The sequence below is a fragment of the Stenotrophomonas sp. 610A2 genome, from assembly GCF_030549615.1.
Lineage (GTDB): Bacteria > Pseudomonadota > Gammaproteobacteria > Xanthomonadales > Xanthomonadaceae > Stenotrophomonas > Stenotrophomonas pigmentata.
Window position 1 is genome coordinate 1,970,172 of record NZ_CP130832.1, and the last position, 20,605, is coordinate 1,990,776.

Annotated in this window: 21 protein-coding genes, 3 tRNA genes and 1 pseudogene; 15 read left to right on the forward strand and 10 right to left on the reverse strand. The window is 63.8% G+C overall.

Going from position 1 to position 20,605, the window contains the following annotated elements:
- Positions 1–28: 28 nt before the first annotated feature.
- The 13 genes from Q5Z11_RS09000 to Q5Z11_RS09060 all read left to right on the forward strand — a co-directional run bounded on the left by Q5Z11_RS09000 (position 29) and on the right by Q5Z11_RS09060 (position 12,239).
- Positions 29–217, forward strand: a complete 189-nt coding sequence (locus tag Q5Z11_RS09000; protein WP_303749671.1) for a hypothetical protein — start codon at positions 29–31, stop codon at positions 215–217.
- 108 nt (positions 218–325) lie between these two features.
- A complete protein-coding gene (gene folP, locus Q5Z11_RS09005; protein ID WP_303749672.1) occupies positions 326–1,222 on the forward strand; it encodes a dihydropteroate synthase in 897 nt (298 codons plus the stop codon).
- The gene (gene miaA / locus Q5Z11_RS09010; protein WP_303749673.1) at positions 1,222–2,169 is read left to right on the forward strand and encodes a tRNA (adenosine(37)-N6)-dimethylallyltransferase MiaA; all 948 of its coding nucleotides are present in this window, start codon (positions 1,222–1,224) and stop codon (positions 2,167–2,169) included. The genes folP and miaA overlap by 1 nt, the downstream gene beginning before the upstream one ends.
- 97 nt (positions 2,170–2,266) lie before the next feature.
- Positions 2,267–2,554 carry an RNA chaperone Hfq gene (gene hfq / locus Q5Z11_RS09015; protein ID WP_057628256.1) on the forward strand — a complete coding sequence of 96 codons (288 nt, stop codon included), beginning with the start codon at positions 2,267–2,269 and terminating at the stop codon, positions 2,552–2,554.
- A 14-nt stretch (positions 2,555–2,568) separates the two neighbouring features.
- Positions 2,569–3,879: a ribosome rescue GTPase HflX gene (gene hflX / locus Q5Z11_RS09020; protein WP_303749674.1), complete on the forward strand. Its 1,311-nt coding sequence runs from the start codon at positions 2,569–2,571 to the stop codon at positions 3,877–3,879.
- A gap of 208 nt (positions 3,880–4,087) precedes the next feature.
- Complete coding sequence (locus Q5Z11_RS09025) at positions 4,088–4,582, forward strand: CinA family protein (RefSeq protein WP_303749675.1); 495 nt, start codon at positions 4,088–4,090, stop codon at positions 4,580–4,582.
- Between the two features lie 35 nt (positions 4,583–4,617).
- Complete coding sequence (gene ubiB / locus Q5Z11_RS09030) at positions 4,618–6,297, forward strand: 2-polyprenylphenol 6-hydroxylase (protein ID WP_303749676.1); 1,680 nt, start codon at positions 4,618–4,620, stop codon at positions 6,295–6,297.
- Between the two features lie 51 nt (positions 6,298–6,348).
- Positions 6,349–7,002 carry a transcriptional repressor LexA gene (lexA, locus tag Q5Z11_RS09035; protein WP_303749677.1) on the forward strand — a complete coding sequence of 218 codons (654 nt, stop codon included), beginning with the start codon at positions 6,349–6,351 and terminating at the stop codon, positions 7,000–7,002.
- Between the two features lie 232 nt (positions 7,003–7,234).
- Positions 7,235–8,272 carry a recombinase RecA gene (gene recA, locus Q5Z11_RS09040; RefSeq protein WP_282271203.1) on the forward strand — a complete coding sequence of 346 codons (1,038 nt, stop codon included), beginning with the start codon at positions 7,235–7,237 and terminating at the stop codon, positions 8,270–8,272.
- Between the two features lie 202 nt (positions 8,273–8,474).
- Positions 8,475–8,966 (forward strand): recombination regulator RecX, encoded by a 492-nt coding sequence (gene recX, locus Q5Z11_RS09045; protein WP_303749678.1) that lies wholly within the window; start codon positions 8,475–8,477, stop codon positions 8,964–8,966.
- Between the two features lie 109 nt (positions 8,967–9,075).
- Positions 9,076–11,727 carry an alanine--tRNA ligase gene (alaS, locus tag Q5Z11_RS09050; RefSeq protein ID WP_303749679.1) on the forward strand — a complete coding sequence of 884 codons (2,652 nt, stop codon included), beginning with the start codon at positions 9,076–9,078 and terminating at the stop codon, positions 11,725–11,727.
- Positions 11,728–11,866: 139 nt separating this feature from the next.
- Positions 11,867–12,070, forward strand: coding sequence for a carbon storage regulator CsrA (gene csrA / locus Q5Z11_RS09055; RefSeq protein WP_057628248.1), 204 nt, complete (start codon positions 11,867–11,869; stop codon positions 12,068–12,070).
- 76 nt (positions 12,071–12,146) lie between these two features.
- Positions 12,147–12,239 (forward strand) — tRNA-Ser (locus Q5Z11_RS09060).
- Positions 12,240–12,768: 529 nt separating this feature from the next.
- Here Q5Z11_RS09060 and Q5Z11_RS09065 read toward each other — a convergent pair.
- The 9 genes and pseudogenes from Q5Z11_RS09065 to Q5Z11_RS09105 form a co-directional block, all read right to left on the reverse strand.
- A tRNA-Arg gene (locus Q5Z11_RS09065) sits at positions 12,769–12,845 on the reverse strand.
- 53 nt (positions 12,846–12,898) lie between these two features.
- Positions 12,899–12,975: transfer RNA gene (locus Q5Z11_RS09070), tRNA-Arg, on the reverse strand.
- Between the two features lie 458 nt (positions 12,976–13,433).
- Positions 13,434–13,901, reverse strand: a pseudogene (locus Q5Z11_RS20735) (alpha/beta fold hydrolase); the annotation flags it as partial.
- Positions 13,898–14,707: a bifunctional hydroxymethylpyrimidine kinase/phosphomethylpyrimidine kinase gene (gene thiD, locus Q5Z11_RS09080; RefSeq protein ID WP_303749681.1), complete on the reverse strand. Its 810-nt coding sequence runs from the start codon at positions 14,705–14,707 to the stop codon at positions 13,898–13,900. The gene thiD and the pseudogene Q5Z11_RS20735, both read right to left, overlap by 4 nt.
- Positions 14,708–14,741: 34 nt before the next feature.
- Positions 14,742–15,413 carry a YoaK family protein gene (locus tag Q5Z11_RS09085; protein WP_303749682.1) on the reverse strand — a complete coding sequence of 224 codons (672 nt, stop codon included), beginning with the start codon at positions 15,411–15,413 and terminating at the stop codon, positions 14,742–14,744.
- Between the two features lie 12 nt (positions 15,414–15,425).
- Positions 15,426–15,917: a hypothetical protein gene (locus Q5Z11_RS09090; RefSeq protein WP_303750005.1), complete on the reverse strand. Its 492-nt coding sequence runs from the start codon at positions 15,915–15,917 to the stop codon at positions 15,426–15,428.
- A gap of 5 nt (positions 15,918–15,922) precedes the next feature.
- Positions 15,923–17,323: a PhoH family protein gene (locus Q5Z11_RS09095; RefSeq protein ID WP_303749683.1), complete on the reverse strand. Its 1,401-nt coding sequence runs from the start codon at positions 17,321–17,323 to the stop codon at positions 15,923–15,925.
- A gap of 82 nt (positions 17,324–17,405) precedes the next feature.
- Positions 17,406–17,885, reverse strand: coding sequence for a peroxiredoxin (locus tag Q5Z11_RS09100; RefSeq protein ID WP_303749684.1), 480 nt, complete (start codon positions 17,883–17,885; stop codon positions 17,406–17,408).
- A 77-nt stretch (positions 17,886–17,962) separates the two neighbouring features.
- Entirely contained in the window at positions 17,963–18,589 is a 627-nt protein-coding gene (locus Q5Z11_RS09105) for a glycine cleavage system protein R (RefSeq protein ID WP_405051667.1), read from the reverse strand.
- A 95-nt stretch (positions 18,590–18,684) separates the two neighbouring features.
- On the opposite strand from Q5Z11_RS09105, the gene dapA reads away from it, so the two are divergent.
- The gene (gene dapA / locus Q5Z11_RS09110) at positions 18,685–19,578 is read left to right on the forward strand and encodes a 4-hydroxy-tetrahydrodipicolinate synthase (RefSeq protein WP_303749686.1); all 894 of its coding nucleotides are present in this window, start codon (positions 18,685–18,687) and stop codon (positions 19,576–19,578) included.
- Between the two features lie 32 nt (positions 19,579–19,610).
- Positions 19,611–20,126, forward strand: a complete 516-nt coding sequence (locus Q5Z11_RS09115; protein ID WP_303749687.1) for a hypothetical protein — start codon at positions 19,611–19,613, stop codon at positions 20,124–20,126.
- Between the two features lie 87 nt (positions 20,127–20,213).
- On the opposite strand, the gene fdxA is transcribed toward Q5Z11_RS09115, so the two are convergent.
- Positions 20,214–20,537, reverse strand: a complete 324-nt coding sequence (fdxA, locus tag Q5Z11_RS09120) for a ferredoxin FdxA (protein ID WP_303750006.1) — start codon at positions 20,535–20,537, stop codon at positions 20,214–20,216.
- Between the last annotated feature and the right edge of the window lie 68 nt (positions 20,538–20,605).

Consider the following 20,605-nt stretch of genomic DNA (forward strand, 5'->3'; position numbering starts at 1 on the left):
TCACTTTGGTTTTCTCAGGTTCCGCCCCATGAATGATGCTCCGCCGCCGCCCAAGGCACCCTCCGCGAACGTGCCGGAGATGATCATCGCCACCGTGGCTGGCGTTGGCTTCGGGGTGAAGACCAACAACTTCCTCGCCGGCATCTTCATCGGTGTGGTGTTGGGCGTGATCCTGAGCCTGATCGGCAGCCGGATCCGCGCCCGCAACAAGGACTGAGCGCCGCTATTGCCCTGTCTTGAGGCGCTTGAGAGTGTGCCGCCGGCTTCGCTGGAGCGCCGCTGCAGTGGCTTAAACTAGGCGCTGTTGTAGTCCGCCGGAGCGCCCATGTTTGATGTTTTCCCAACCCTTGAATGTGGCGACCGTACGCTGCGGCTGGATCGGCCGCAGGTGATGGGCATCGTCAATGTCACCCCGGACTCGTTTTCCGATGGTGGCCAGCATGCCGATACCGCCGCTGCCGTCGCGCATGCCTTGGTGCTGGTCGAACAAGGTGCCGACCTGCTAGATATCGGCGGGGAATCCACCCGTCCCGGCGCAAGCCCGGTCTCGGTGCAGGAGGAGATCGACCGTGTCGTGCCGGTAATCGAAGCCTTGCTCCCGCAGGTAGCAGTGCCGCTAAGCGTGGATACCTTCAAGCCGGAGGTGATGCGTGCTGCGTTGGCGGCTGGCGCGCACATGATCAACGACGTGCAGGCGCTGCAGCAGCCCGGCGCGCTGGAAGTAGTTGCCGCGTCGAAGGCGGCGGTGGTGCTGATGCATGCGGTCGGCGGCCCTTACGACGCTGGCGTCGCCCAGGCCTACGTCGATATTGCCGGCGATGTGCAGCGCTTCCTGGCTGAGCGCATTTTCTCTGCGGAAATGGCCGGCATCGGCCGCAAGCGGCTGCTGCTGGATCCGGGCTACGGATTCAACAAGGACACCGCACAGAACTTTGCGTTGCTCGCCGCACAGGATCGCCTGAACGATCTGGGCGCGCCGGTACTGGCGGGCTTCTCGCGCAAGCGCTGCATCGGTGATGTCACCGGTCGCGCTGTGGCTGCCGAGCGGCTTGCCGGTTCGCTGGCCGCGCATCTGCTGGCGGTACAGAAGGGCGCGATGATGGTGCGCGTACACGATGTGGCCGCGACGGTGGACGCGCTCAAGGTGCTGGCTGCATTCGACGCAGTGCCGGCGCCGCGCGCCGCCAAGCCGGCCATGCCGCGCTGGCCGGACGAGGATTGATGGGCATCGATCAACGCCCCTTGGCCATCGCCCTGATGGGGCCGACCGCCTCGGGCAAGACCGCTGCGGCCATCGCCTTGGCCAAGGCCTATGACGGTGAGATCGTCAGCGTCGATTCGGCGCTGGTCTACCGTGGCCTGGAGATTGGTGCGGCCAAGCCGGACGCGGCCGAGCAGGACGGCATCCGCCATCACCTGCTGGATCTGCGCGACCCCTGGCAGACCTATTCGGCGGCCGAGTTTTCCGCTGACGCAACGGCGGCAGTGCGCGGCATCGTTGCGCGCGGCAAATTGCCGATACTGGCCGGCGGTACCGGTCTGTACTTCCGTGCCTTGCTGCAGGGACTGTCGCCGATGCCGGAGGCCGACCCGGCGATGCGCGCGCTTATTGCTGCCGAGGCCGAAGTTTGTGGCTGGCCGGCCCTGCATGCACAGCTGGCGGAGCTCGATCCGGTTGCCGCCGCACGCATCCATGCCACCGACCCGCAGCGTATCCAGCGGGCGCTGGAGGTTTACCGCCTGACCGGCAAACCGATCAGCTACTGGCAGGGCTTGCCCGGTATCGCGCGCTTGCCCGCGCGGGTGCTGAAACTGGTGCTGGCCCCGGCCGATCGCGCGGTGCTGCATCAGCGCATCGAGCGCCGTTTCGACCTGATGCTGGAGCGTGGCTTCCTGGATGAAGTGCGGGCGCTGCGGGCGTTGCCGCAGATGGCGGCCGTGGTCGCGCCCCTGGACCTGCCGGCGGTGCGGGCGGTGGGTTATCGACAGGCCTGGCAGTTCCTCGATGGACAGGGCACGGCCGCCGAGTTCCGTGACAAGGGCGTATTTGCCACCCGCCAGCTGGCCAAACGGCAGATCACCTGGCTGCGCGGCGAGCTGGATGCGCGCTGGTTTGACCCGGTTCGGGACATGTCTGGTGTGCAGAACGCGGTTTCCCGCTTTCTGTAAGGCTGAGCGCCCGCCGGGCGGTGTACCATCAGGTTCCGGACGGGCAGGGGACGCCGCCATCGGTCCGGTCCATAAAAACAATAACGAGGAGTAGACGATGTCCAAGGGGCAGTCTTTGCAGGATCCGTTTCTGAATGCGTTGCGCCGTGAGCGCGTGCCGGTTTCGGTCTACCTGGTAAATGGCATCAAATTGCAGGGCACGATTGAGTCGTTTGACCAGTTCGTGGTGCTCCTGCGCAATACCGTCAGCCAGATGGTCTACAAGCACGCCATTTCCACCGTGGTGCCGGCGCGCAACGTGCGCGTGGGGCCGGGTGGTGGCTATGTGCAATCGGGTGACGGAAGTCAGGCAGCTGATGACGAAATTGACAACGACAACGAATAAGCAGGTGGCGGCGCATGTTTGACCGCTCTAAAAAGGGCGAACATGCGCTGTTGATCCAGCCGCATGTTGGCCGGCTGGAAGAAGATGTAGTGGAGGAGTTCACCGATCTGGCGCGCTCGGCCGGGGCAAGCATTGCCGCGACCATCAGTGCGCGCATGGATAGGCCCAATCCTTCCACCCTGATCGGCAGCGGCAAGCTGGAAGAAGTGAAGGCCGCCGCCGACGCAACCGGCGCCGATCTGGTGCTGGTCAACCATCAACTCAGCCCGGTACAGGAGCGCAACCTTGAGCGCTACCTGGAGCGCCGAGTGATCGACCGCACCGGTCTGATCCTGGACATCTTTGCCCAGCGTGCGCACAGCCACGAGGGCAAGCTGCAGGTTGAGCTTGCCCAGTTGCGGCATATGGCCACGCGCCTGGTCCGCGGCTGGACCCACCTTGAGCGTCAGCGTGGTGGTTCCATCGGCCTGCGCGGCCCGGGTGAAACACAGCTGGAAACCGACCGCCGTCTGCTGCAGAAGCGGGTGGAGCAGCTGCAGAAGCGGCTGGAGAAGGTCGAGGTGCAACGCACCCAGATGCGTCGCGCGCGCGTGCGCAGCGAAATGCCGCGCATCGCGCTGGTCGGCTATACCAATGCCGGCAAGTCCACCTTGTTCAATGCCTTGACCGGCGCCGGTGCCTACGCCGCAGACCTGCTGTTTGCGACGCTGGACCCCACCGTTCGACGCATCAACCTGCCGGGCGGCAACGCGATGTTGGCCGACACCGTCGGCTTCGTGCGCAACCTGCCGCACGATCTGGTGGCAGCGTTCCGCTCGACCCTGTCCGAGGCGCGTGAGGCGGATTTCCTGCTGCATCTTGTCGATGCCGCCGATCCGCTGCGCGAAGAGCGCATTGCCCAGGTCGACGAAGTATTGGAAGCCGTAGGCGCGGGTGATCTGCCGCAGCTGCTGGTGTTCAACAAGATCGACCGCATCGAAGGCGCGGAAGTGCGTCACGATGCACAGGATGGCGTTCCGGATGAATCGCGCCGCGAGCGTGTCTGGGTTTCGGCACGCGATGGCCGCGGGCTGGAACTGCTGCAATCGGTGCTGGGCAAGCGTTTGGGTCTGCAGCATGTCACCGGCCAGGTTCGCCTGCCGCCAAGTGCTGGCCGCCTGCGTGCACGTCTGCACCAGTTGGAAGTCATCCGCAGCGAGCAGGCCGATGAAGAGGGCTGGTTGATCGAGGTCGACATCCCGATTGCCGAAGCCGAGAAGCTGGCGGCAAGCGAGGATGGCGCGGTGATCCGACCGCTGCTGCCGGAAAAATTGCCCGAATGGTGATTCGGGCGGAAAGAGACAGCCGGCCTCGTGCCGGCTGTCTTGTTTTGTAGGAGCGGCGTAAGCCGCGAAGCAGGGGTTCCCGAAGCTGGTAGCACTCGTGTAATCCGATGGTGTGTCGACTTCGCGGCTTGCGCCGCTCCTATAACTCCCACACGGGCGTCATCTGCGGTAAAACGTAAGGGTTCTCCGCCCAGCCCCCTTTACCGTAATGTCCAATCCAACCGATGCCGATCTCAATGCCCTGGCTGCCGCACTCGGCGAACGCCTGCAGCAGGCCTCACTGCAGTTGGTAACCGCGGAAAGCTGCAGCGGCGGCTGGATTGCCAAAAGCATGACCGACATCGCCGGTTCCTCGGCGTTCTTCGACTGCGGCATGGTGGTCTACAGCTACGAAGCCAAACAGCGACTGCTCGGCGTCCGCGCGCAGACCTTGGAGCAGTTCGGTGCGGTCAGCCGCGAGACCGTGCTGGAAATGGTGGCCGGTGCACTGATCAACTCCGGCGCTGGCATCGCCGTGGCGGTGACCGGCATTGCCGGCCCTGGCGGCGGCAGCCCGGACAAGCCGGTCGGCAGCGTCTGGATCGGCTGGAAGCGGCGTGGCGGCTATGCGCGCGCGCAGCTGTTCCAGTTCGATGGCGACCGTGATGCGGTACGCAGGCAAACCGTGGACGCCGCATTGCGCGGCATTGGCGAACATCTATGACATGCTGGCCCGACCAGCAACCGGGATAGGTCGCGATGTGGGAAACACTGGGCACGGTCCGTGATCTGGGCCGCTTGCAGGAAATAGCCGCAGTTCTGATCCGCTATGGTTTCGGCGACGTAGTGCGCCGGACCGGGCTGGCCTCGGTGCTGGAGCGGGCAGGCCGACTGGTGCGCTGGAACGACAGCCAGCAGATGTTGCGGATGACCGCGCCGGTGCGCGTACGCAGCGCGATGCAGGAACTGGGGCCGACCTTCGTCAAGCTTGGCCAGGTACTGGCCACCCGCGTGGACCTGTTGCCGCCGGAGTGGATCGCCGAGCTGTCCGAGCTGCAGAACGCGGTGCCTGCATTGCCTTATGCCGCCATCCGCGAGCAGCTGGAGGCCGACCTGGGCGCGCCGCCAGCGCAGGTTTTCGCCTTCCTTGATGAAACTCCGATGGCTGCCGCTTCGTTGGCGCAGGCGCACCGCGCGCGTCTGCACGATGGCCGCGAGGTGGTGCTGAAAATACGCAGGTCTGGCATCCGCGATGTGGTTGAAGCGGATCTTCGCCTGCTGGCACGGCTGGCCGAAATCGTCGAGGCTCGCCTGCCGGATCTGCGCCGCTACCGGCCAGCGGAAGTGGTGCAGCAATTCACCGTGTCGCTGCGCAGCGAGATGGATTTCGCCGCCGAGTGCCGCAATTCCGAGCGCATCGCGCGCAACTTCGATGGTCGCGACGACATCCTGATTCCTGCCGTGCATTGGCAGTGGACCTGCGAAAGCCTCAATGTGCAGGACTTCGTTGATGGCATCCCTGGGCGCAAGTTGGATGCAGTCGACGACGCTGGCCTGGACCGCGCGGCGCTGGCCCGGCGCGGCGCCGAGATCGTGCTGAAAATGGTGCTGGAAGATGGCTATTTCCATGCCGACCCGCATCCAGGAAACATCTTCTATATGCGCGATGGGCGCATTGGCGTGATCGATTTCGGTATGGTCGGTGCGCTGTCCGAGTCGCGCCGTTTCCAGGTCGCGCAGCTGCTGCACGGTTTGGTCGAGCAGGAGCCGCAAGCTGTCGCCGATGTGTTGCTGGACTGGGCCGGAGGCGTGGAGGTCGACGAAGCTCGCCTGCAGCAGGACATCAGCCAGTTCGTCGATCAATACCGTGGTGTGCCGCTGAAAGACCTGCGCATTGGTCTGATGCTCGGTGATATCACCCAGCTGCTGCGCAGCTACAGCCTGACCTTGCCGGCCGATCTGGCATTGATGATCAAGGCCTTCCTCACTCTGGAGGGCATGGGGCGACAGCTGGACCCCGACTTCGATATGGCCAGTGCCGCGCGTCCGTTCCTGGAACAGGTGGTGCTGCAACGCTATGCGCCCAAGGCGCTGCTCAAGCGCGGCCGCCGCAGCCTGTTGGGAATGTTGGATTTCGCCGGGGAATTGCCGCGTGATCTGCGTCGGCTGGTGCAGGCGGCGCGGCGCGGGCAGTTGAAGCTGCGGGTGGAAACCACCGCCTTGCAGGGCTTCGGTGACCAGGTCAACCGCGCTGCCAACCGTCTGGTTGTCGGTGTCATTACCGCGGCCTTGATCATTGGCTCCTCGATCGTGATGCACAGCGTGGGCGGCCTTTCCAGCCGCTGGTTCTTGGCGCTGGGGCTGTGCGGCTTCGTTGGCGCAGGCATCTGCGGGGTGTGGATCCTGTTCTCGATCCTGCGCAGCGGGCGCCATCACTGATCTTCGCCGAGGGGCTTGCAGATCTTTTTGTTAGTAGTAATACTACTAACCATGAACCTCACCGACACCCAGCAGGCCATCCTCGACTTGATCGCTGAGCGCATCGAGGCCGAGGGCATGCCGCCATCGCAGACCGAGATCGCCCGCGCCTTTGGTTTCAAGGGTGTGCGCTCGGCCCAATACCACCTGGATGCATTGGAGGCGGCCGGCGCCATCGAGCGCGTCCCCGGCCGTGCACGCGGCATCCGCCTGGTACGCCAGGAAGGCGAGGGCGATGCGGAGCCGGAGTCGCAGCTGCCTGCGCAGGCAGCCAATGACGATGTGCTGCGCCTGCCGATCCTGGGCCGGGTTGCTGCCGGTCTGCCGATTGGCGCCGACATCGGCTCGGACGACTACGTGGTGCTGGACAAGGTGTTCTTCTCGCCGGCACCGGACTACCTGCTGAAAGTGCAAGGCGATTCGATGATCGACGAAGGCATTTTCAATGGCGACCTGATTGGCGTGCACCGCACCCGCGATGCAACCTCCGGGCAGATCGTGGTCGCGCGTATCGACGACGAAATCACGGTCAAGCTGCTGAAGATCGCCAAGGACCGGATCCGCCTGCTGCCGCGCAATCCCGACTACGCGCCGATCGAAGTCCTGCCCGACCAGGATTTCTCCATCGAAGGGTTGTATTGCGGCCTGCTCAGACCAAATCGCTGAAACCGGCCGGTTTGAGGCTCGCAGAATTGAAACCAACTGAGCCCGAATCTGCGCATTTCGCAGCCGCAACTGACTGTTTTCCTTACGTAGGGCGGGTGTTTGGGCTGCTGTCGGTATCCTTGTCGGCCAAATAATTTTGTCGTCTCGGTTGCAGTCTCAGCCTGTGCGATACGACACCCCTACAGTGGACCCCATGACGAAATCAACGAAATCAACCCCGAGGACGAACACGATGGACGAGAACAAGAAGCGCGCACTTACCGCCGCACTGAGTCAGATCGAAAAGCAGTTCGGCAAAGGCTCGGTGATGCGTATGGGCGACCGCGTTGTCGAGCCCGTCGAGATCATCCCCACGGGCTCGTTGATGCTGGACATCGCGCTTGGCATCGGCGGCCTGCCCAAGGGCCGTGTGGTCGAGATCTACGGCCCGGAATCCTCGGGCAAGACCACGCTGACCCTGCAGGCCATTGCCGAATGCCAGAAGCTGGGCGGCACCGCTGCCTTCATTGACGCCGAGCACGCACTGGACCCGATCTACGCCGCCAAGCTGGGCGTCAATGTCGACGACCTGCTGCTGTCGCAGCCGGACACCGGCGAGCAGGCGCTGGAAATCGCCGACATGCTGGTGCGTTCTGGCTCGGTCGACATCGTGGTGGTCGACTCGGTCGCCGCGCTGACCCCGCGGGCTGAAATCGAAGGCGAAATGGGCGACCAGCTGCCGGGCCTGCAGGCCCGCCTGATGAGCCAGGCGCTGCGCAAGCTGACCGGCAACATCAAGCGCTCCAATACGCTGGTCATCTTCATCAACCAGCTGCGCATGAAGATCGGTGTGATGATGCCGGGCCAGAGCCCGGAAACCACCACCGGTGGCAACGCACTGAAGTTCTATGCCTCGGTGCGCCTGGACATCCGCCGTATCGGTGCGATCAAGAAGGGCGACGAGATCATCGGCAACCAGACCAAGATCAAGGTGGTCAAGAACAAGCTGGCGCCTCCGTTCAAACAGGTCATCACCGAAATCCTCTATGGCGAAGGCATCTCCCGCGAAGGCGAGCTGATCGACATGGGCGTGGATGCCAAGCTGGTTGACAAGGCCGGTGCCTGGTACAGCTACGGTGAAGAGCGCATTGGCCAGGGCAAGGACAACGCCCGCGGCTATCTGCGTGACAACCCGCAGGTTGCAGCTCGCCTCGAGGCCGAGTTGCGCGAGAAATTCCAGCCCACCGAAGCGGCGCGCGAAGAAGGCGACGACGAAGACGGCGAGGAGTGATTTTCCCGCGGGAGCGGCGGCGCATCGTCAGTGACGTCGTCCGCTCCTGCGGCATTTTGTCCATGAAGACCCCACGCCAGGGATGGGGCGGGGTTGGGTGTTGCCGGGTTCTGGCGTGGCGGAATTGAGCCGGCCGGAGTTGAGCTTGGCCGAGCCAAGCCTGGCGGAACCAAGCCTGGCGGAACCAAGCGGTGGTGTTCTGATGACCGAGATCGACGATCAGCCTGAGGGCAAAGCCAAGCGTGGCCGGCAGCAGACGCCGTTGCAGCGCGCACTCGGCCTGCTGGTCAGGCGCGAGCATTCGCGCAAGGAGCTTGGCCGCAAGCTCAAATCACGCGGCGTGGACCCTGATGCGGTCGATGCGGCGGTAGCCAAGCTGGCCGAAGATGGCTGGCAGGACGACACCCGTTTTGCCCAGTCGCTGGTCCGCAACCGCGCAGGTAGCGGCTATGGGCCGCTGCATATCCGCGCGGAACTAGGCACCCATGGGCTGGACAGCGAGCAGATCGAGGCCGCCATGGCCTCGTTTGAAGGCGATTGGACTGAAAACGCGCGCGAGCTGGTGTGCCGCCGTTTTGGTGCCAGTGGCCCGGAAGATCTGCCGCAACGGCGCAAAGCCGCGGATCTATTGGCCCGGCGTGGCTTTGACGGCAACTGTATCCGCCAAGCCAGCCGCTACGATCCAGAGGACTGAACAGGACTGCGCGGGCTGGGCCTGATACCCTTTCAGGGTTTCGGTTGTCCCGAATTCCCGCGCCCGCAAGGGCTGCCGGGACCCGCTTGCCAGCTTACCGCCAGTCCCCATGAATACACCTGCCAAATTTACGACCTCCCAGATCCGCGCTGACTTCCTCGAATTCTTCAAGGGCAAAGGCCACACCATCGTGCCGTCGGCACCCTTGGTGCCGGGCAACGACCCGACCCTGCTGTTCACCAATTCCGGCATGGTGCAGTTCAAGGACGTGTTCCTTGGCGCGGAAAAACGCAGCTATGTGCGCGCGGCCGACGTCCAGCGCTGCCTGCGTGCCGGTGGCAAGCACAACGATCTGGACCAGGTTGGTTACACCGCCCGCCACCACACCTTCTTCGAAATGCTGGGCAACTGGTCGTTCGGCGATTACTTCAAGAAGGATGCCATTGCCTGGGCATGGGAGCTGCTGACCCAGGTCTGGAAGCTGCCGGCCGACCGCCTGCTGGTCACCGTTTACCAGACCGATGACGAGGCCTACGCGCTGTGGCGCGACATGATCGGCATCCCGGAATCGCGCATCGTGCGCATCGGTGACAACAAGGGTGCGCCGTTCGCGTCGGACAATTTCTGGCAAATGGCCGATACCGGCCCCTGCGGTCCCTGCACCGAGATCTTCTATGACCACGGCGACCACATCGCCGGTGGTCCGCCGGGTTCGCCGGATGAAGATGGCGACCGCTTCATCGAAATCTGGAACCTGGTGTTCATGCAGTTCGATCGCCAGCCCGATGGTTCGCTGCAGCCGCTGCCGGCACCGTGCGTGGATACCGGCATGGGCCTGGAGCGCCTGGCGGCAATCCTGCAGCACGTGCACACCAACTACGAGATCGACCTGTTCCAGGCGCTGATCCGCAAGGCCTCCGAGCTGACCGGCATGGCTGACCTGGAGAACAAGTCGCTGCGCGTGATCGCCGATCACATCCGCGCCTGCTCGTTCCTGATTGTCGATGGCGTGCTGCCGTCCAACGAAGGCCGCGGTTACGTCCTGCGCCGCATCATCCGTCGCGCCCTGCGCCATGGCTGGATGCTGGGCGTGCGCCAGCCGTTCTTCAACAAGCTGGTGCCGACCCTGATCGAGCAGATGGGCGAGGCCTACCCGGAACTGCCGGCGCAGGCCGATACCGTCGTGCGCGCACTGCTGGCCGAAGAAGAGCGTTTCGCTGAAACCCTCGATTCGGGCATGAAGATTTTCGATGACGTCGCGGCCAAGGTCAGCGATGGCGTCATTCCGGGCGTCGACGCGTTCCGTCTGTATGACACCTACGGCTTCCCGGTCGACCTGACCGCCGACATCGCCCGCGAACGCGGCATGACGGTGGACATGGCCGGCTTTGATGCCTCGATGGAACACCAGCGCGAAACCGCGCGTGCGGCCGGCAAGTTCGGTGGCGGCGTGACGCTCTCCGCTGAGCTCGTTGCCAGCCTCAGCCCGACCGTGTTCCTCGGCTACGACCGCTTGCAGGCTGATGGTCTGAAGGTTGTCGCGTTGATCAAGGATGGTCGTTCGGTCGATGCCGTGCAGGCGGGCGATGAGGTCATCGTGTTCACCGCGCAGACCCCGTTCTACGCCGAGTCCGGTGGCCAGGTCGGTGATACCGGTGTGCTGTCGGCCAACGGTATCAAGCTGGCAGTGAGCGACACGCAGAAGTTCGCTGGCCAGTTCCACGGCCATGTCGGCAAGCTGGAGCAGGGCGCCCTGAAGGTTGGCGACGAGCTGGCCGGTGCGGTCGATGCCGCGCGCCGCAGCGCCACCATCCTCAACCACTCCGCCACCCACCTGCTGCACGCCGCCCTGCGCGAAGTGCTGGGCACCCACGTGCAGCAGAAGGGCTCGCTGGTGGCGCCGGATCGTCTGCGCTTCGACTTCTCGCACTTCCAGTCGATTAGCGCTGAAGAGCTGGCGGTCATCGAGCGCAAGGTCAACGAGCAGGTGCGTGCCAACAACGCTGCCGAAGTACACAACATGGGCATGCAGGAAGCGCTGGATTTCGGTGCGATGGCACTGTTCGGCGAGAAGTACGGCGAGAACGTGCGCGTGCTGAAGATGGGCGAGTACTCCACCGAGCTATGTGGTGGTACCCACGTGTCGCGTACCGGCGACATCGGCCTGTTCAAGATCACTTCCGAGGGCGGCGTGTCCTCGGGCGTACGTCGCATCGAGGCTGTGACCGGGCAGGGCGCGCTGGACTATGTGGCCGACGAAGAGGCTCGCCTGCACGAAGCGGCGCAGCTGCTCGGCGGCAGCGCCGGCGACGTGGTCGACAAGATCCGCCAGCTCGGTGAACGCCAGAAGAAGCTGGAGCGCGAGCTGGAAGCCCTGAAGGCCAAGGTTGCCTCCGGTGCTACTGCAGACCTCGGCAGCTCGGCGGTCGACGTGGCCGGCGTGAAGGTGCTGGCAGTGCGCCTTGAAGGCTTTGATGCCAAGGCGCTGCGCGATGCGATGGATCGCCTGAAGCAGCAGCTGGGCGACGCCATCATCGTGCTGGCAGGCGTGCAGGACGGCAAGGCGGCACTGGTTGCCGGCGTCAATGGCGCCGCGCTGGGCAAGGTGAAGGCGGGCGAGCTGTTGGCGCACGTCGCGGCCCAGATCGGCGGCAAGGGCGGCGGTCGTCCGGACATGGCCCAGGGTGGCGGTGAAGACGGTCCCAAGCTTGTGGAGGCCCTTGAGGGCGTCCTGGCCTGGGTCAAGCCACATCTGGCCTGAATGTGACAAGTCACGCATCTTGAAGGTGTTTGCGCCCTGACGGTAACATTGGGAGTCTTTTCCCCTTTGTCGTGGGGCGCATAGCTCGAAGCGCGCCAATGCCGGTGGGAAACCCACCGGTTCCATGGAGATTTACACAATGTTGATCCTGACTCGCCGAGTAGGCGAAACCTTGATGATCGGCGACTCGGTCAGCGTGACCGTGCTCGGCGTCAAGGGCAACCAGGTACGTATCGGTATCACCGCGCCGAAGGATGTTGCTGTCCATCGTGAGGAGATTTTCCAGCGTATCCAGCGTGGTGATGAGCCCGCGACCCCAGGAAGTGAAGAAACTTCCGAATAAGGGGTTTACCTTTCACCTCGTTTAACGTTATTCTTCGCGCCCCGCTTAGGAATACACGCAGCGGGGCAAGAGAAACGGAGTGATGCCCGAGTGGCTGAAGGGGCTCCCCTGCTAAGGGAGTATAGGGTTAAAAGCTCTATCGAGGGTTCGAATCCCTCTCACTCCGCCAGTTTCAAAAAAGCCCCTGAAAAGGGGCTTTTTTGTGCTCGTTGGTTTTTCATCGGCAGTGTCTTTGAGTTTCTCTTTCCAGTCGGGTGTGGGCGAATGCTGTGTCGTGCCGAGATGGTCGCGCGTGATTGTTGAGTGCAGTTGCATCGCTGGAAATTTTTCACCGTAGTGTCGAGCCGTGCTCGGCTGGAGCTTTCCCGGTGAGGTCTCTGCCGAGCATGGCTCGGCACTACGGTGTTTGCGCTCCAGCAGCGCTGAGCGGCTTGTAGTGGGTTGTAGTGCCGAGCCATGCTCGGCTGGAGCTTTCCCAGTGAGGCCTCTGCCGAGCATGGCTCGGCACTACAGTGTTTGCGCTCCTGCAGCGCTGAGCGGCTTGTAGCGGGTTGTGTAGTGCCGAGCCATGCTCGGATAGGGGCATTAGCGGGAAGGCCTCTGCCGAGCATGGATCGGCACTACGTTCCGGCAGTTTGAATTGCCGTCAAAAAACGCGCATAAAAAAAACAGCAGGCAATGCCTGCTGTTTTTAGTATTGGTGCGCTCGGAGAGATTCGAACTCCCGACCACCTGGTTCGTAGCCAGGTACTCTATCCAACTGAGCTACGAGCGCTCAACATTGCTGTTGTAGTTTGAAGCGGTGCAGATTGAATCTGCTTTCTGACATGGTGCGCTCGGAGAGATTCGAACTCCCGACCACCTGGTTCGTAGCCAGGTACTCTATCCAACTGAGCTACGAGCGCGTCGTTGCCAGGAGCGAGATTATGCGGATTTGAGATGTTTGCGTCAACGCTTTTGTGAAAATTTCTTAATCTTCGGGATGAATCAGTGTCGAAACCACGTTCTGCGGTGATTTCATCCAATGAAAGTGGTCCGCACGTACGCCCAGGTCGCGCGATGACACTACTTTCAGGCTGCGTGCCGACGCTGGAAGCTTGGCCAGCAGCTGCTGCATCGAGCTGACCGGGGCCAACCAGTCGCTGTCCATCACCACGGCGCGCGTCGCCGCGGTGATGTGTCGCATGCCAGCTTCAAGGTCGATTGGCATTCCCTGTGCGGCGTAGTGGTTGCTCAGGCCCACGCGCGCCCAGTCGCGTATCAATCCACGCGCCTCGGTGCCACCGAAACCGACGCGTCGGCCGGGCAGGGTGCCATTGCGTTGTGCAAGCCATGGCAGGAAGCGATAGGCCAAGGGCAACAGCCAGCCACGCGGTGGCGGAAAACTGCGCCACCAGGGCGTGCCGCTGGCGACCAGCCACAATGCGTCGAGCTCGGCATCGCGCAGGCCGGCGTAACAGCAGCTGAGCTGGCCGCCGAGGCTGTGGCCGCCCAGCCGGAACGGCAGGCCGGGCAGTGCGTCATGCACGGCTGTTTCGGCGGCCGGCAGATCGAGCTGCAGCAGCTCCTTGTAGCCCCAGTCGTGGCTGCGGTCCGGGCGCAGAGTGCTGCTGCCGTTGCCACGCCATTCGTGCAGGAAGACAGCAATGCCGCGGGCTGCGAGTGCTTCGGCAAACGCCTGGTAGTGGCGTGCTGCCACGCCAAGAGCGGGAAGCCATAACAGGCAGGCGCGGGGCTGGGCGGGCAGGCAGGTCAGTAGATCAAAGCCGTGGCCATCGGCGCTGCTGACGCGCAGCGTGCTTGTTTCGTAGGGTGCTGCGTTTGTGCTCATGCGGATGGTGCCGCGCCGAAGTGATCCAGCACCATCACCTCGCTGCGGCCCGGGTGATAGCCGCCCTGCAGGCCGCGCGCGACGTAATCGATGGCGGCTTCGCAGGCATTGGCCAGCGACAGTCCGCAGCACAGTTGCGCGGCAATCGCCGACGCCAGTGTGCAGCCGGTGCCGTGGGCGTCCACCGGCAAGCGGGCGTGACTGAACTCTTCGCGGCTGACGCCATCGAAATAGCGGTCGATGACACGGTTGCCTTCCAGCAGATGGCCACCTTTGAGCAGGACCGCGCCGGCACCCATTTCGATCAAAGCGGCAGCCGCATCTTCGGCCTCGTCGCCATTGCCGATGCGGCGGCCAAGCAGGAGTTCGGCTTCGGGCGTGTTGGGTGTCAGGAGGGTGGCCAGTGGCAGCAGGCGTTCGCGCATTGCGCGCAAGGCGCTGTCTTCAAGCAGTTTGGCGCCACTGGTGGCGACCATTACTGGATCAAGCACGATATGGGTAGGGCAGCGTTGTTCCAGTACATCGGCAACCAGGTTGATGACCTCGGCGTTGGCGAGCATGCCGAGCTTGACCGCATGGATGTCGAAATCGTCGAAGCAGGCATCCAGCTGCGCCTGCAGGAACGGCAGCGGTGGCACGTGCACGGCGATGACACCGCGGGTGTGCTGCGCGGTGAGGGCGGCGATTGCTGACAGGCCATGCACGCGGTGCGCGGCAAAGGCCTTGAGATCGGCTTGGATGCCGGCACCACCACCGGAATCGGAACCGGCAATGGTGAGGGCGGAAACGGGCGTGGAAGGACTCATGCGCCGATTGTGCAGGGTTTGCCCGCCGCCTGCCTCAGGCGTGGCGGCGCGTCACCCATTGCCGGTACAGCACGTAACCCAGGCCGGTGAGTCCGGTCAGGACTGCCGGGACAAGCAGTGCGTCGTACTGCCAGCGCGCGAACAGCCAGGCGCCAAGGATGCCGCCGGCCAGGAAGCCACTGATGATCAGACCGCTCAGGGTCAGCCGGTGCATCGGCACCGGCAGGCCGCGCAGCAGGTGGCCCAGGGCGATGCCCAGGTCGGTGAACATGCCGCTCAGGTGGGTGGTGCGAACGACGGCGCCGCTGAAGGTGGTGACCATGGCGTTCTGCAGTCCGCAGGCCATGGCGGCAGCCAGGGCGCCCCAGATCTGCTGCTGTTTGAAGAGTGGGATGGCAAGCAGCAACAAGGCCGATTCCAGCGCCAGGGCGATGCCGTAACGGCGGCCGAGCTGCAGGGTGCTGTCCTGGATGATCAGGCCGCTGAGCGCTGCGCCAAGGGCAAAGGCAATCAACAGCCCCCACAGGTGCCCGACCGAGCGCCAGTCGGCATGCGCAAGGGCAATGCCGAGCTGGCTGGTGCTGCCGGTGAGGTGGCTGACGGCCTGGTGTTCAAAGCCAAGGAAGCCAACCACATTGACGATGCCGGCCACGCAGGACAGCACGATGGCGCCAATCCAGACCCAAGTGGGCAGACGGACCTTCATGCCGACGCCGGATCAGGGCTTGGACAGCGCGCCGTTGCGCTCGATGCTGGAGAACGTGCTGGTCTGCGGGTCGTATACCGCGCCCCAGAACTGTCCGCCGCCATCACAGACGCGGATCGCTTCGCGGGCCGGGTTGATGTCGCTGTGGTCGGGCAGGGTGAAGGCGTTGATGTAGATCAGGCGCTTGCCGCTGGACTCGAAGCCTACGTACTGCCGGCCGGACAGGGCCGGCTCGGCAATGCTGGGTTGCAGTTGTGCCAACTGGCTTTCCAGTGCGTCGATATCGGCGCGGCTGGGTGCCCAGTAGCCGGTGACTTCACCGGCATGTTTGGCGGGGCTGTCGCGCGAGCAGGTGTCCAGCACCTGCGCGGCGACCACGGGGCGGGTGACGACCCAGGACTGTCCGGTCTTGACCGCCGTCGGCACGCTGCCGGGGCGCGTGTTCGACGGCGTGCAGGCTGCCAGGGTGAGTGTTGCCGCAGCCAGCAGGGACAGCGTGTGCAGATGTTTCACAGGACCTCCGAAGCGTAATCGGCCAGACGCGAGCGTTCGCCCCGGCGCAGTGTGATGTGTGCACTGTGCGGCCAATTCTTGAAACGGTCCACCGCATAGGTGAGGCCGGAGGTGGTTTCGGTGAGGTAGGGCGTATCGATCTGCTCGACGTTGCCCAGGCAGACGATCTTGGTGCCGGGGCCGGCGCGGGTGATCAAGGTCTTCATCTGCTTCGGGGTGAGGTTCTGCGCCTCGTCCAGGATCAGGTAGCGCGACAGGAAGGTGCGGCCGCGCATGAAATTCATCGAGCGGATCTTGATACGGCTGGCGAGCAGGTCATTGGTGGCTGCGCGGCCCCAGGCGCCGCCGTCCTGGTTGTGGGTGAGCACTTCCAGATTGTCGGTAAGTGCGCCCATCCATGGCGTCATTTTTTCTTCTTCGGTGCCGGGCAGGAAGCCGATGTCCTCGCCCACGCTGACGGTGGCGCGGGTCATGATGATCTCGCGGTAGCGCTGGGTGTCCATGGTCTGCGCCAGGCCGGCGGCCAGGGCCAGCAGGGTCTTGCCGGTGCCGGCGGTGCCGAGCAGGGTGACGAAGTCGATCTCCGGGTCCATCAGCGCATTGAGCGCGAAGTTCTGCTCGCGGTTGCGTGCGGTGATGCCCCAGACCGAATGCGAGCCGTGGCGGAAGTCGTTGACCACCGACAAGGTGACGCGGCCATCGCCCTCGACCTTGCTGACCTTGAGCTCCACTTCGTCGTCGCCGGCCAGGTAGGCGTACTGGTTGGGATGCCAGTCCTCGTCGTCGGCGGCCTGGATCTCGTAGCTGGTGCGGCCCTTGTCGCTCCAGCTGCGCAGGCTCTCGCTGTGCTTCTTCCAGAAATCATCCGGCAGCACGGTGGCGCCGGTGTAGAGCAGGCTGAAATCGTCCAGCGCGCGGTCGTTCTCGTAATCCTCCGAGTCGATGCCGGCGATCGCTGCCTTGATCCGCAGGTTGATGTCCTTGGAGATGAACACCACAGGGGTTTCCGGGTGCTCTTCCTTCAATGCCAGGATCGCGCCGAGGATGGCGTTGTCCGGGATCACCTTGCCAAAGCTCTTGCCGGCCTCGAAGTGGCTGGTCTGGAAGTAGAGGTTGCCGGCACTCTGCGCGCCGCGCAGCTGCAGGCCCTTGGGTCGTGCCAGCGGCACGCCGTTCTGCACGCTGCCGATGCCGGCTTCTTCGATCAACTCGTTGAGGAAGCGGCTCACCTGGCGGGCGTTGCGGCTCGCTTCGGTGGTGCCCTTCTTGCCGTTGTCCAGCTCCTCGATCACCTGCATGGGCAGGTAAACATCATGTTCCTCGAATTTGAACAGCGCGGTTGGATCGTGCATCAGCACGTTGGTATCCAGTACGTAGATGCGCTTGCCTCGGGTCATCGTCGATTCCTGGTGGCGGGACAGGGTCACGCCATCGCACCTGCAGGGCAGGGCGATGACATGGGTTGGAGCGGGATGTGGGTCACTTGGTTTGAGCGGCCTTCAGTGCTTCAAGCACGGCATCGGCGTGGCCGGTGACTTTGACCTTGCGCCATTCCTGCACGAGCTGGCTGTCAGGCGAGATCAGGAAGGTGCTGCGTTCGATGCCACGTACCTGCTTGCCGTACATGTTCTTCATCTTGATCACGTCGAAGGCGGTGCACAGCGCTTCGTCGCTGTCGCTGATCAATGGGAACTTGAAACCCTGCTTGGCGCAGAAGTTGTCGTGTGATTTGAGGGAGTCGCGGGAAACGCCGAACACCTGTGCACCGGCGCGCTTGAACTTTGGCAGTAAGGCGTTGAAATCCAGGCCTTCGGTGGTACAGCCCGGGGTGCTGTCCTTCGGGTAGAAGTACAACACCAACCATTGGCCGGCGAGCTCGCCGAGGCTGGTGGTGGTGCCGCCGGACAGGGCCAGGGGCAGTGCGAGGGTGTTTCGGTCCAGGGTATCGCCGATGTTCATCAGATCCTTTCCGGAGCCTGGGGGTATTCGATTGCAATTACATGAAACGCCGCGCGCCTGTGATGGGCGCGCGAATTTCAGAACTTCATCGGGTCCATGATCGCGTCCAGGTTGAGGTGGTCGCAGAACTCGAGGAAATCGTCGCGCAGGGCGGCGATGTGCATGTTGGAAGGTACGCCAATGGTGATCTGCGCGGAGAACATTTCCGCGCCGGTCTGCATGGCCTGGTAGCGGGTGCTCTGCAGGTTCTCGATGGTGATGCCCTGGCGGTCGAAGAAATCGGCCAGCTGGAACAGGATGCCCGGCTTGTCGGCGGCAACGACTTCGACGATGTACGGCAGCAGGTTGGACTGCGCCTGCTTGGCGGCAGTGCGGTACCACACCAGCTTCAGGCTTTCTTCGCGCTCAAGCCGGGTCAGCATGGCTTCGAGCTTGGCGACGGCGTCCCAGGAGCCGGTGGCCAGGGTGGTCACCGAGACATCGCGGCCTACCGTGGACAGACGGGCATCGACCAGGTTGCAGCCGCTGTCGGCGATTCGACGGGTGACGGACAGCAGGGGGGACTCCGGATGCGTCGTATAGGCGTTGATCAGGAGGTGGTTTTCGGTCGGCAGCGGCCGCGGCGTGGTGTCGGTCAAGGTGGTTCCGGGTGCTAGATGAGTCTGAACAACACCGTTTGGGGGTTGTTCGCTGGTGTCCAGCATACTTGCCCGTGCTTTCGACCGGCAAGTAACATGCTTTCGGTCACGAACCCGCCGCTCGGCGGGCTTCTTTACCCCCACGAAGAGCGACTGACCCTTTGTCCATATCTGGTCTCATCACCGCGCTGGCGACGCCTTTCAAGGCTGATGGCGCACTCGATCCCGACGCCTGGCAGCGCCTGCTGGCCCTGCAGCTCAAGGCCGGTGTGCAAGGTGTCGTGGTAGCTGGCTCCACCGGCGAAGCCTCGACCCTGTCCGACGATGAATACGATGGCCTGCTGCGCAGCGCCCTTGCCGTGTTTGGCGGCAAGGTGCCGGTGCTGGCTGGCACCGGCCTGTCCGGCACGGCCAGGACCATTGCCCTGACCAAACGCGCGGCCGCCAATGGCGCTACCCACGCGCTGGTCGTCACGCCGCCCTATGTGCGTCCCACCCAGGAAGGCCTGCGCCAGCATTATCTGGCCGTGGCCGAGCAGGGCGGTTTGCCGGTGGTGCTGTACAACGTGCCTGGGCGTACCGGTTGCGATCTCCTGCCGGAGACCGTCGCCGAGTTGGCGGGGCATCCGAACATCATCGGTATCAAGGAGGCGGTTGCTGACACCACTCGCTTGAAGGCGCTGCTGGAACTGCGCAGCGACAGCTTCAGCATCCTCAGCGGTGACGACGGCACCGCTGCGCGTTCCATTCTGTCCGGTGCCGATGGCCTGGTGTCGGTCGGCTCCAACGTGTTGCCAGGCGCTTACCGCACCATGTGCGATCTGGCCCGCGCTGGTCAGCACGAGGCTGCCGAGGCCTGGGATGCCCGCCTTGAGCCGTACCACGATTTCTGCGGTGTCGAGTCCAACCCCATTCCGGTCAAGGCGCTGCTGCAGCGCATCGGCATCGGTCATGGGTTGCGCTTGCCGCTGCTGCCGCTTTCTGCGCCTCACCACGCACATGCCGATCATCTGGCCGCTGACGTGGGTGCGTTGGAAGAACTATCCAGCCGCTGATCTGGCGGCCTTTGAACTCTGGAGATTCACCCATGCGTCAAACCTCTACCGTTCGCGTGTTCTCGCTGGTGCTGCTGGGCGTGGTCACCGCCGTGGCCACCTCTGGCTGCTTCTTCAAGCGCGGTGCGCGCGGCGACTACGCGTTGGCCCCGGAAGCACGCCCGCTGGAAGTGCCACCGGATCTGAACCTGCCCAACACCTCCGGTTCGGCGCCGATCCCGGCACTGGCCTCGGCCATCAAGCCGGCCGCTGCTTCGGCCGGTACCGCGGCGTCCTCGCAGAGCGGTTTCACCGTCAGCGGCAGTCGCGACGAGGTCTTCGGCAAGGTCGGCGATGCACTGGCCGGCGTTGAAGGCGTGACCATCGCCAGCCGTGCGCAGCTGCTGGGCTCCTACGATGTGGCCTTCGAAGGCAGCAACTTCCTGGTTCGCGTAGTGGCAGTCGATGCCGGTGCCTACGTCTCGGCAGTGGATCCGCGCGGCATGCCGGCCACCGATGCGGCGGCGACCAAGCTGATCGCAGCGCTGAAGGCCAAGCTGGCCGGCTGATAGGCCGCAGTTCTGCAATAAAAAAGGGCGCCTGCGCAAGCGGGCGCCCTTTTCATTGGCTGGCTGTTGGGCTGGCTATGCGACGGCTCAGCGTTCCAGCAGCTTCAGCTTGTCTGGTTTGCCGTCCCACTCGGCCGCGTCGGCCGGGGGATCCTTGCGTACGGTCAGCACCGGCCAGGCCTTGGCCAGCTCGGCATTGAGCGCGGCATAGCCTTCCTGTCCGGCTGGCACATCGTCCTCGGGGAAGATGGCGTTGACCGGGCATTCGGGTTCGCACAGCGTGCAATCAATGCATTCGTCAGGATCGATCACGAGGAAGTTGGGGCCTTCGTGGAAGCAGTCCACGGGGCAGACTTCGACGCAATCGGTGTGTTTGCACTTGATGCAGTTTTCGGTAACGACAAAAGGCATGGTGGGGTCCGGCTTTGAACCCTGCAATTCTAGATCAGGATGCAGGGGCTGGGCGGGGGCATTCTCAT

Bases quoted from the DNA above. Each gene is read 5' to 3' on its own strand.
- ubiB (WP_303749676.1), top strand. From the start codon at position 4,618: ATGTGGGAAACACTGGGCACGGTCCGTGATCTGGGCCGCTTGCAGGAA.
- fdxA (WP_303750006.1), bottom strand. From the start codon at position 20,537: ATGCCTTTTGTCGTTACCGAAAACTGCATCAAGTGCAAACACACCGAT.
- lexA (WP_303749677.1), top strand. From the start codon at position 6,349: ATGAACCTCACCGACACCCAGCAGGCCATCCTCGACTTGATCGCTGAG.
- hfq (WP_057628256.1), top strand. From the start codon at position 2,267: ATGTCCAAGGGGCAGTCTTTGCAGGATCCGTTTCTGAATGCGTTGCGC.
- recX (WP_303749678.1), top strand. From the start codon at position 8,475: ATGACCGAGATCGACGATCAGCCTGAGGGCAAAGCCAAGCGTGGCCGG.
- Q5Z11_RS09095 (WP_303749683.1), bottom strand. From the start codon at position 17,323: ATGACCCGAGGCAAGCGCATCTACGTACTGGATACCAACGTGCTGATG.
- folP (WP_303749672.1), top strand. From the start codon at position 326: ATGTTTGATGTTTTCCCAACCCTTGAATGTGGCGACCGTACGCTGCGG.
- recA (WP_282271203.1), top strand. From the start codon at position 7,235: ATGGACGAGAACAAGAAGCGCGCACTTACCGCCGCACTGAGTCAGATC.
- Q5Z11_RS09115 (WP_303749687.1), top strand. From the start codon at position 19,611: ATGCGTCAAACCTCTACCGTTCGCGTGTTCTCGCTGGTGCTGCTGGGC.
- hflX (WP_303749674.1), top strand. From the start codon at position 2,569: ATGTTTGACCGCTCTAAAAAGGGCGAACATGCGCTGTTGATCCAGCCG.
- Q5Z11_RS09000 (WP_303749671.1), top strand. From the start codon at position 29: ATGAATGATGCTCCGCCGCCGCCCAAGGCACCCTCCGCGAACGTGCCG.
- Q5Z11_RS09100 (WP_303749684.1), bottom strand. From the start codon at position 17,885: ATGAACATCGGCGATACCCTGGACCGAAACACCCTCGCACTGCCCCTG.
- miaA (WP_303749673.1), top strand. From the start codon at position 1,222: ATGGGCATCGATCAACGCCCCTTGGCCATCGCCCTGATGGGGCCGACC.
- alaS (WP_303749679.1), top strand. From the start codon at position 9,076: ATGAATACACCTGCCAAATTTACGACCTCCCAGATCCGCGCTGACTTC.
- Q5Z11_RS09105 (WP_405051667.1), bottom strand. From the start codon at position 18,589: ATGCTGGACACCAGCGAACAACCCCCAAACGGTGTTGTTCAGACTCAT.
- thiD (WP_303749681.1), bottom strand. From the start codon at position 14,707: ATGAGTCCTTCCACGCCCGTTTCCGCCCTCACCATTGCCGGTTCCGAT.
- Q5Z11_RS09025 (WP_303749675.1), top strand. From the start codon at position 4,088: ATGTCCAATCCAACCGATGCCGATCTCAATGCCCTGGCTGCCGCACTC.
- Q5Z11_RS09085 (WP_303749682.1), bottom strand. From the start codon at position 15,413: ATGAAGGTCCGTCTGCCCACTTGGGTCTGGATTGGCGCCATCGTGCTG.
- csrA (WP_057628248.1), top strand. From the start codon at position 11,867: ATGTTGATCCTGACTCGCCGAGTAGGCGAAACCTTGATGATCGGCGAC.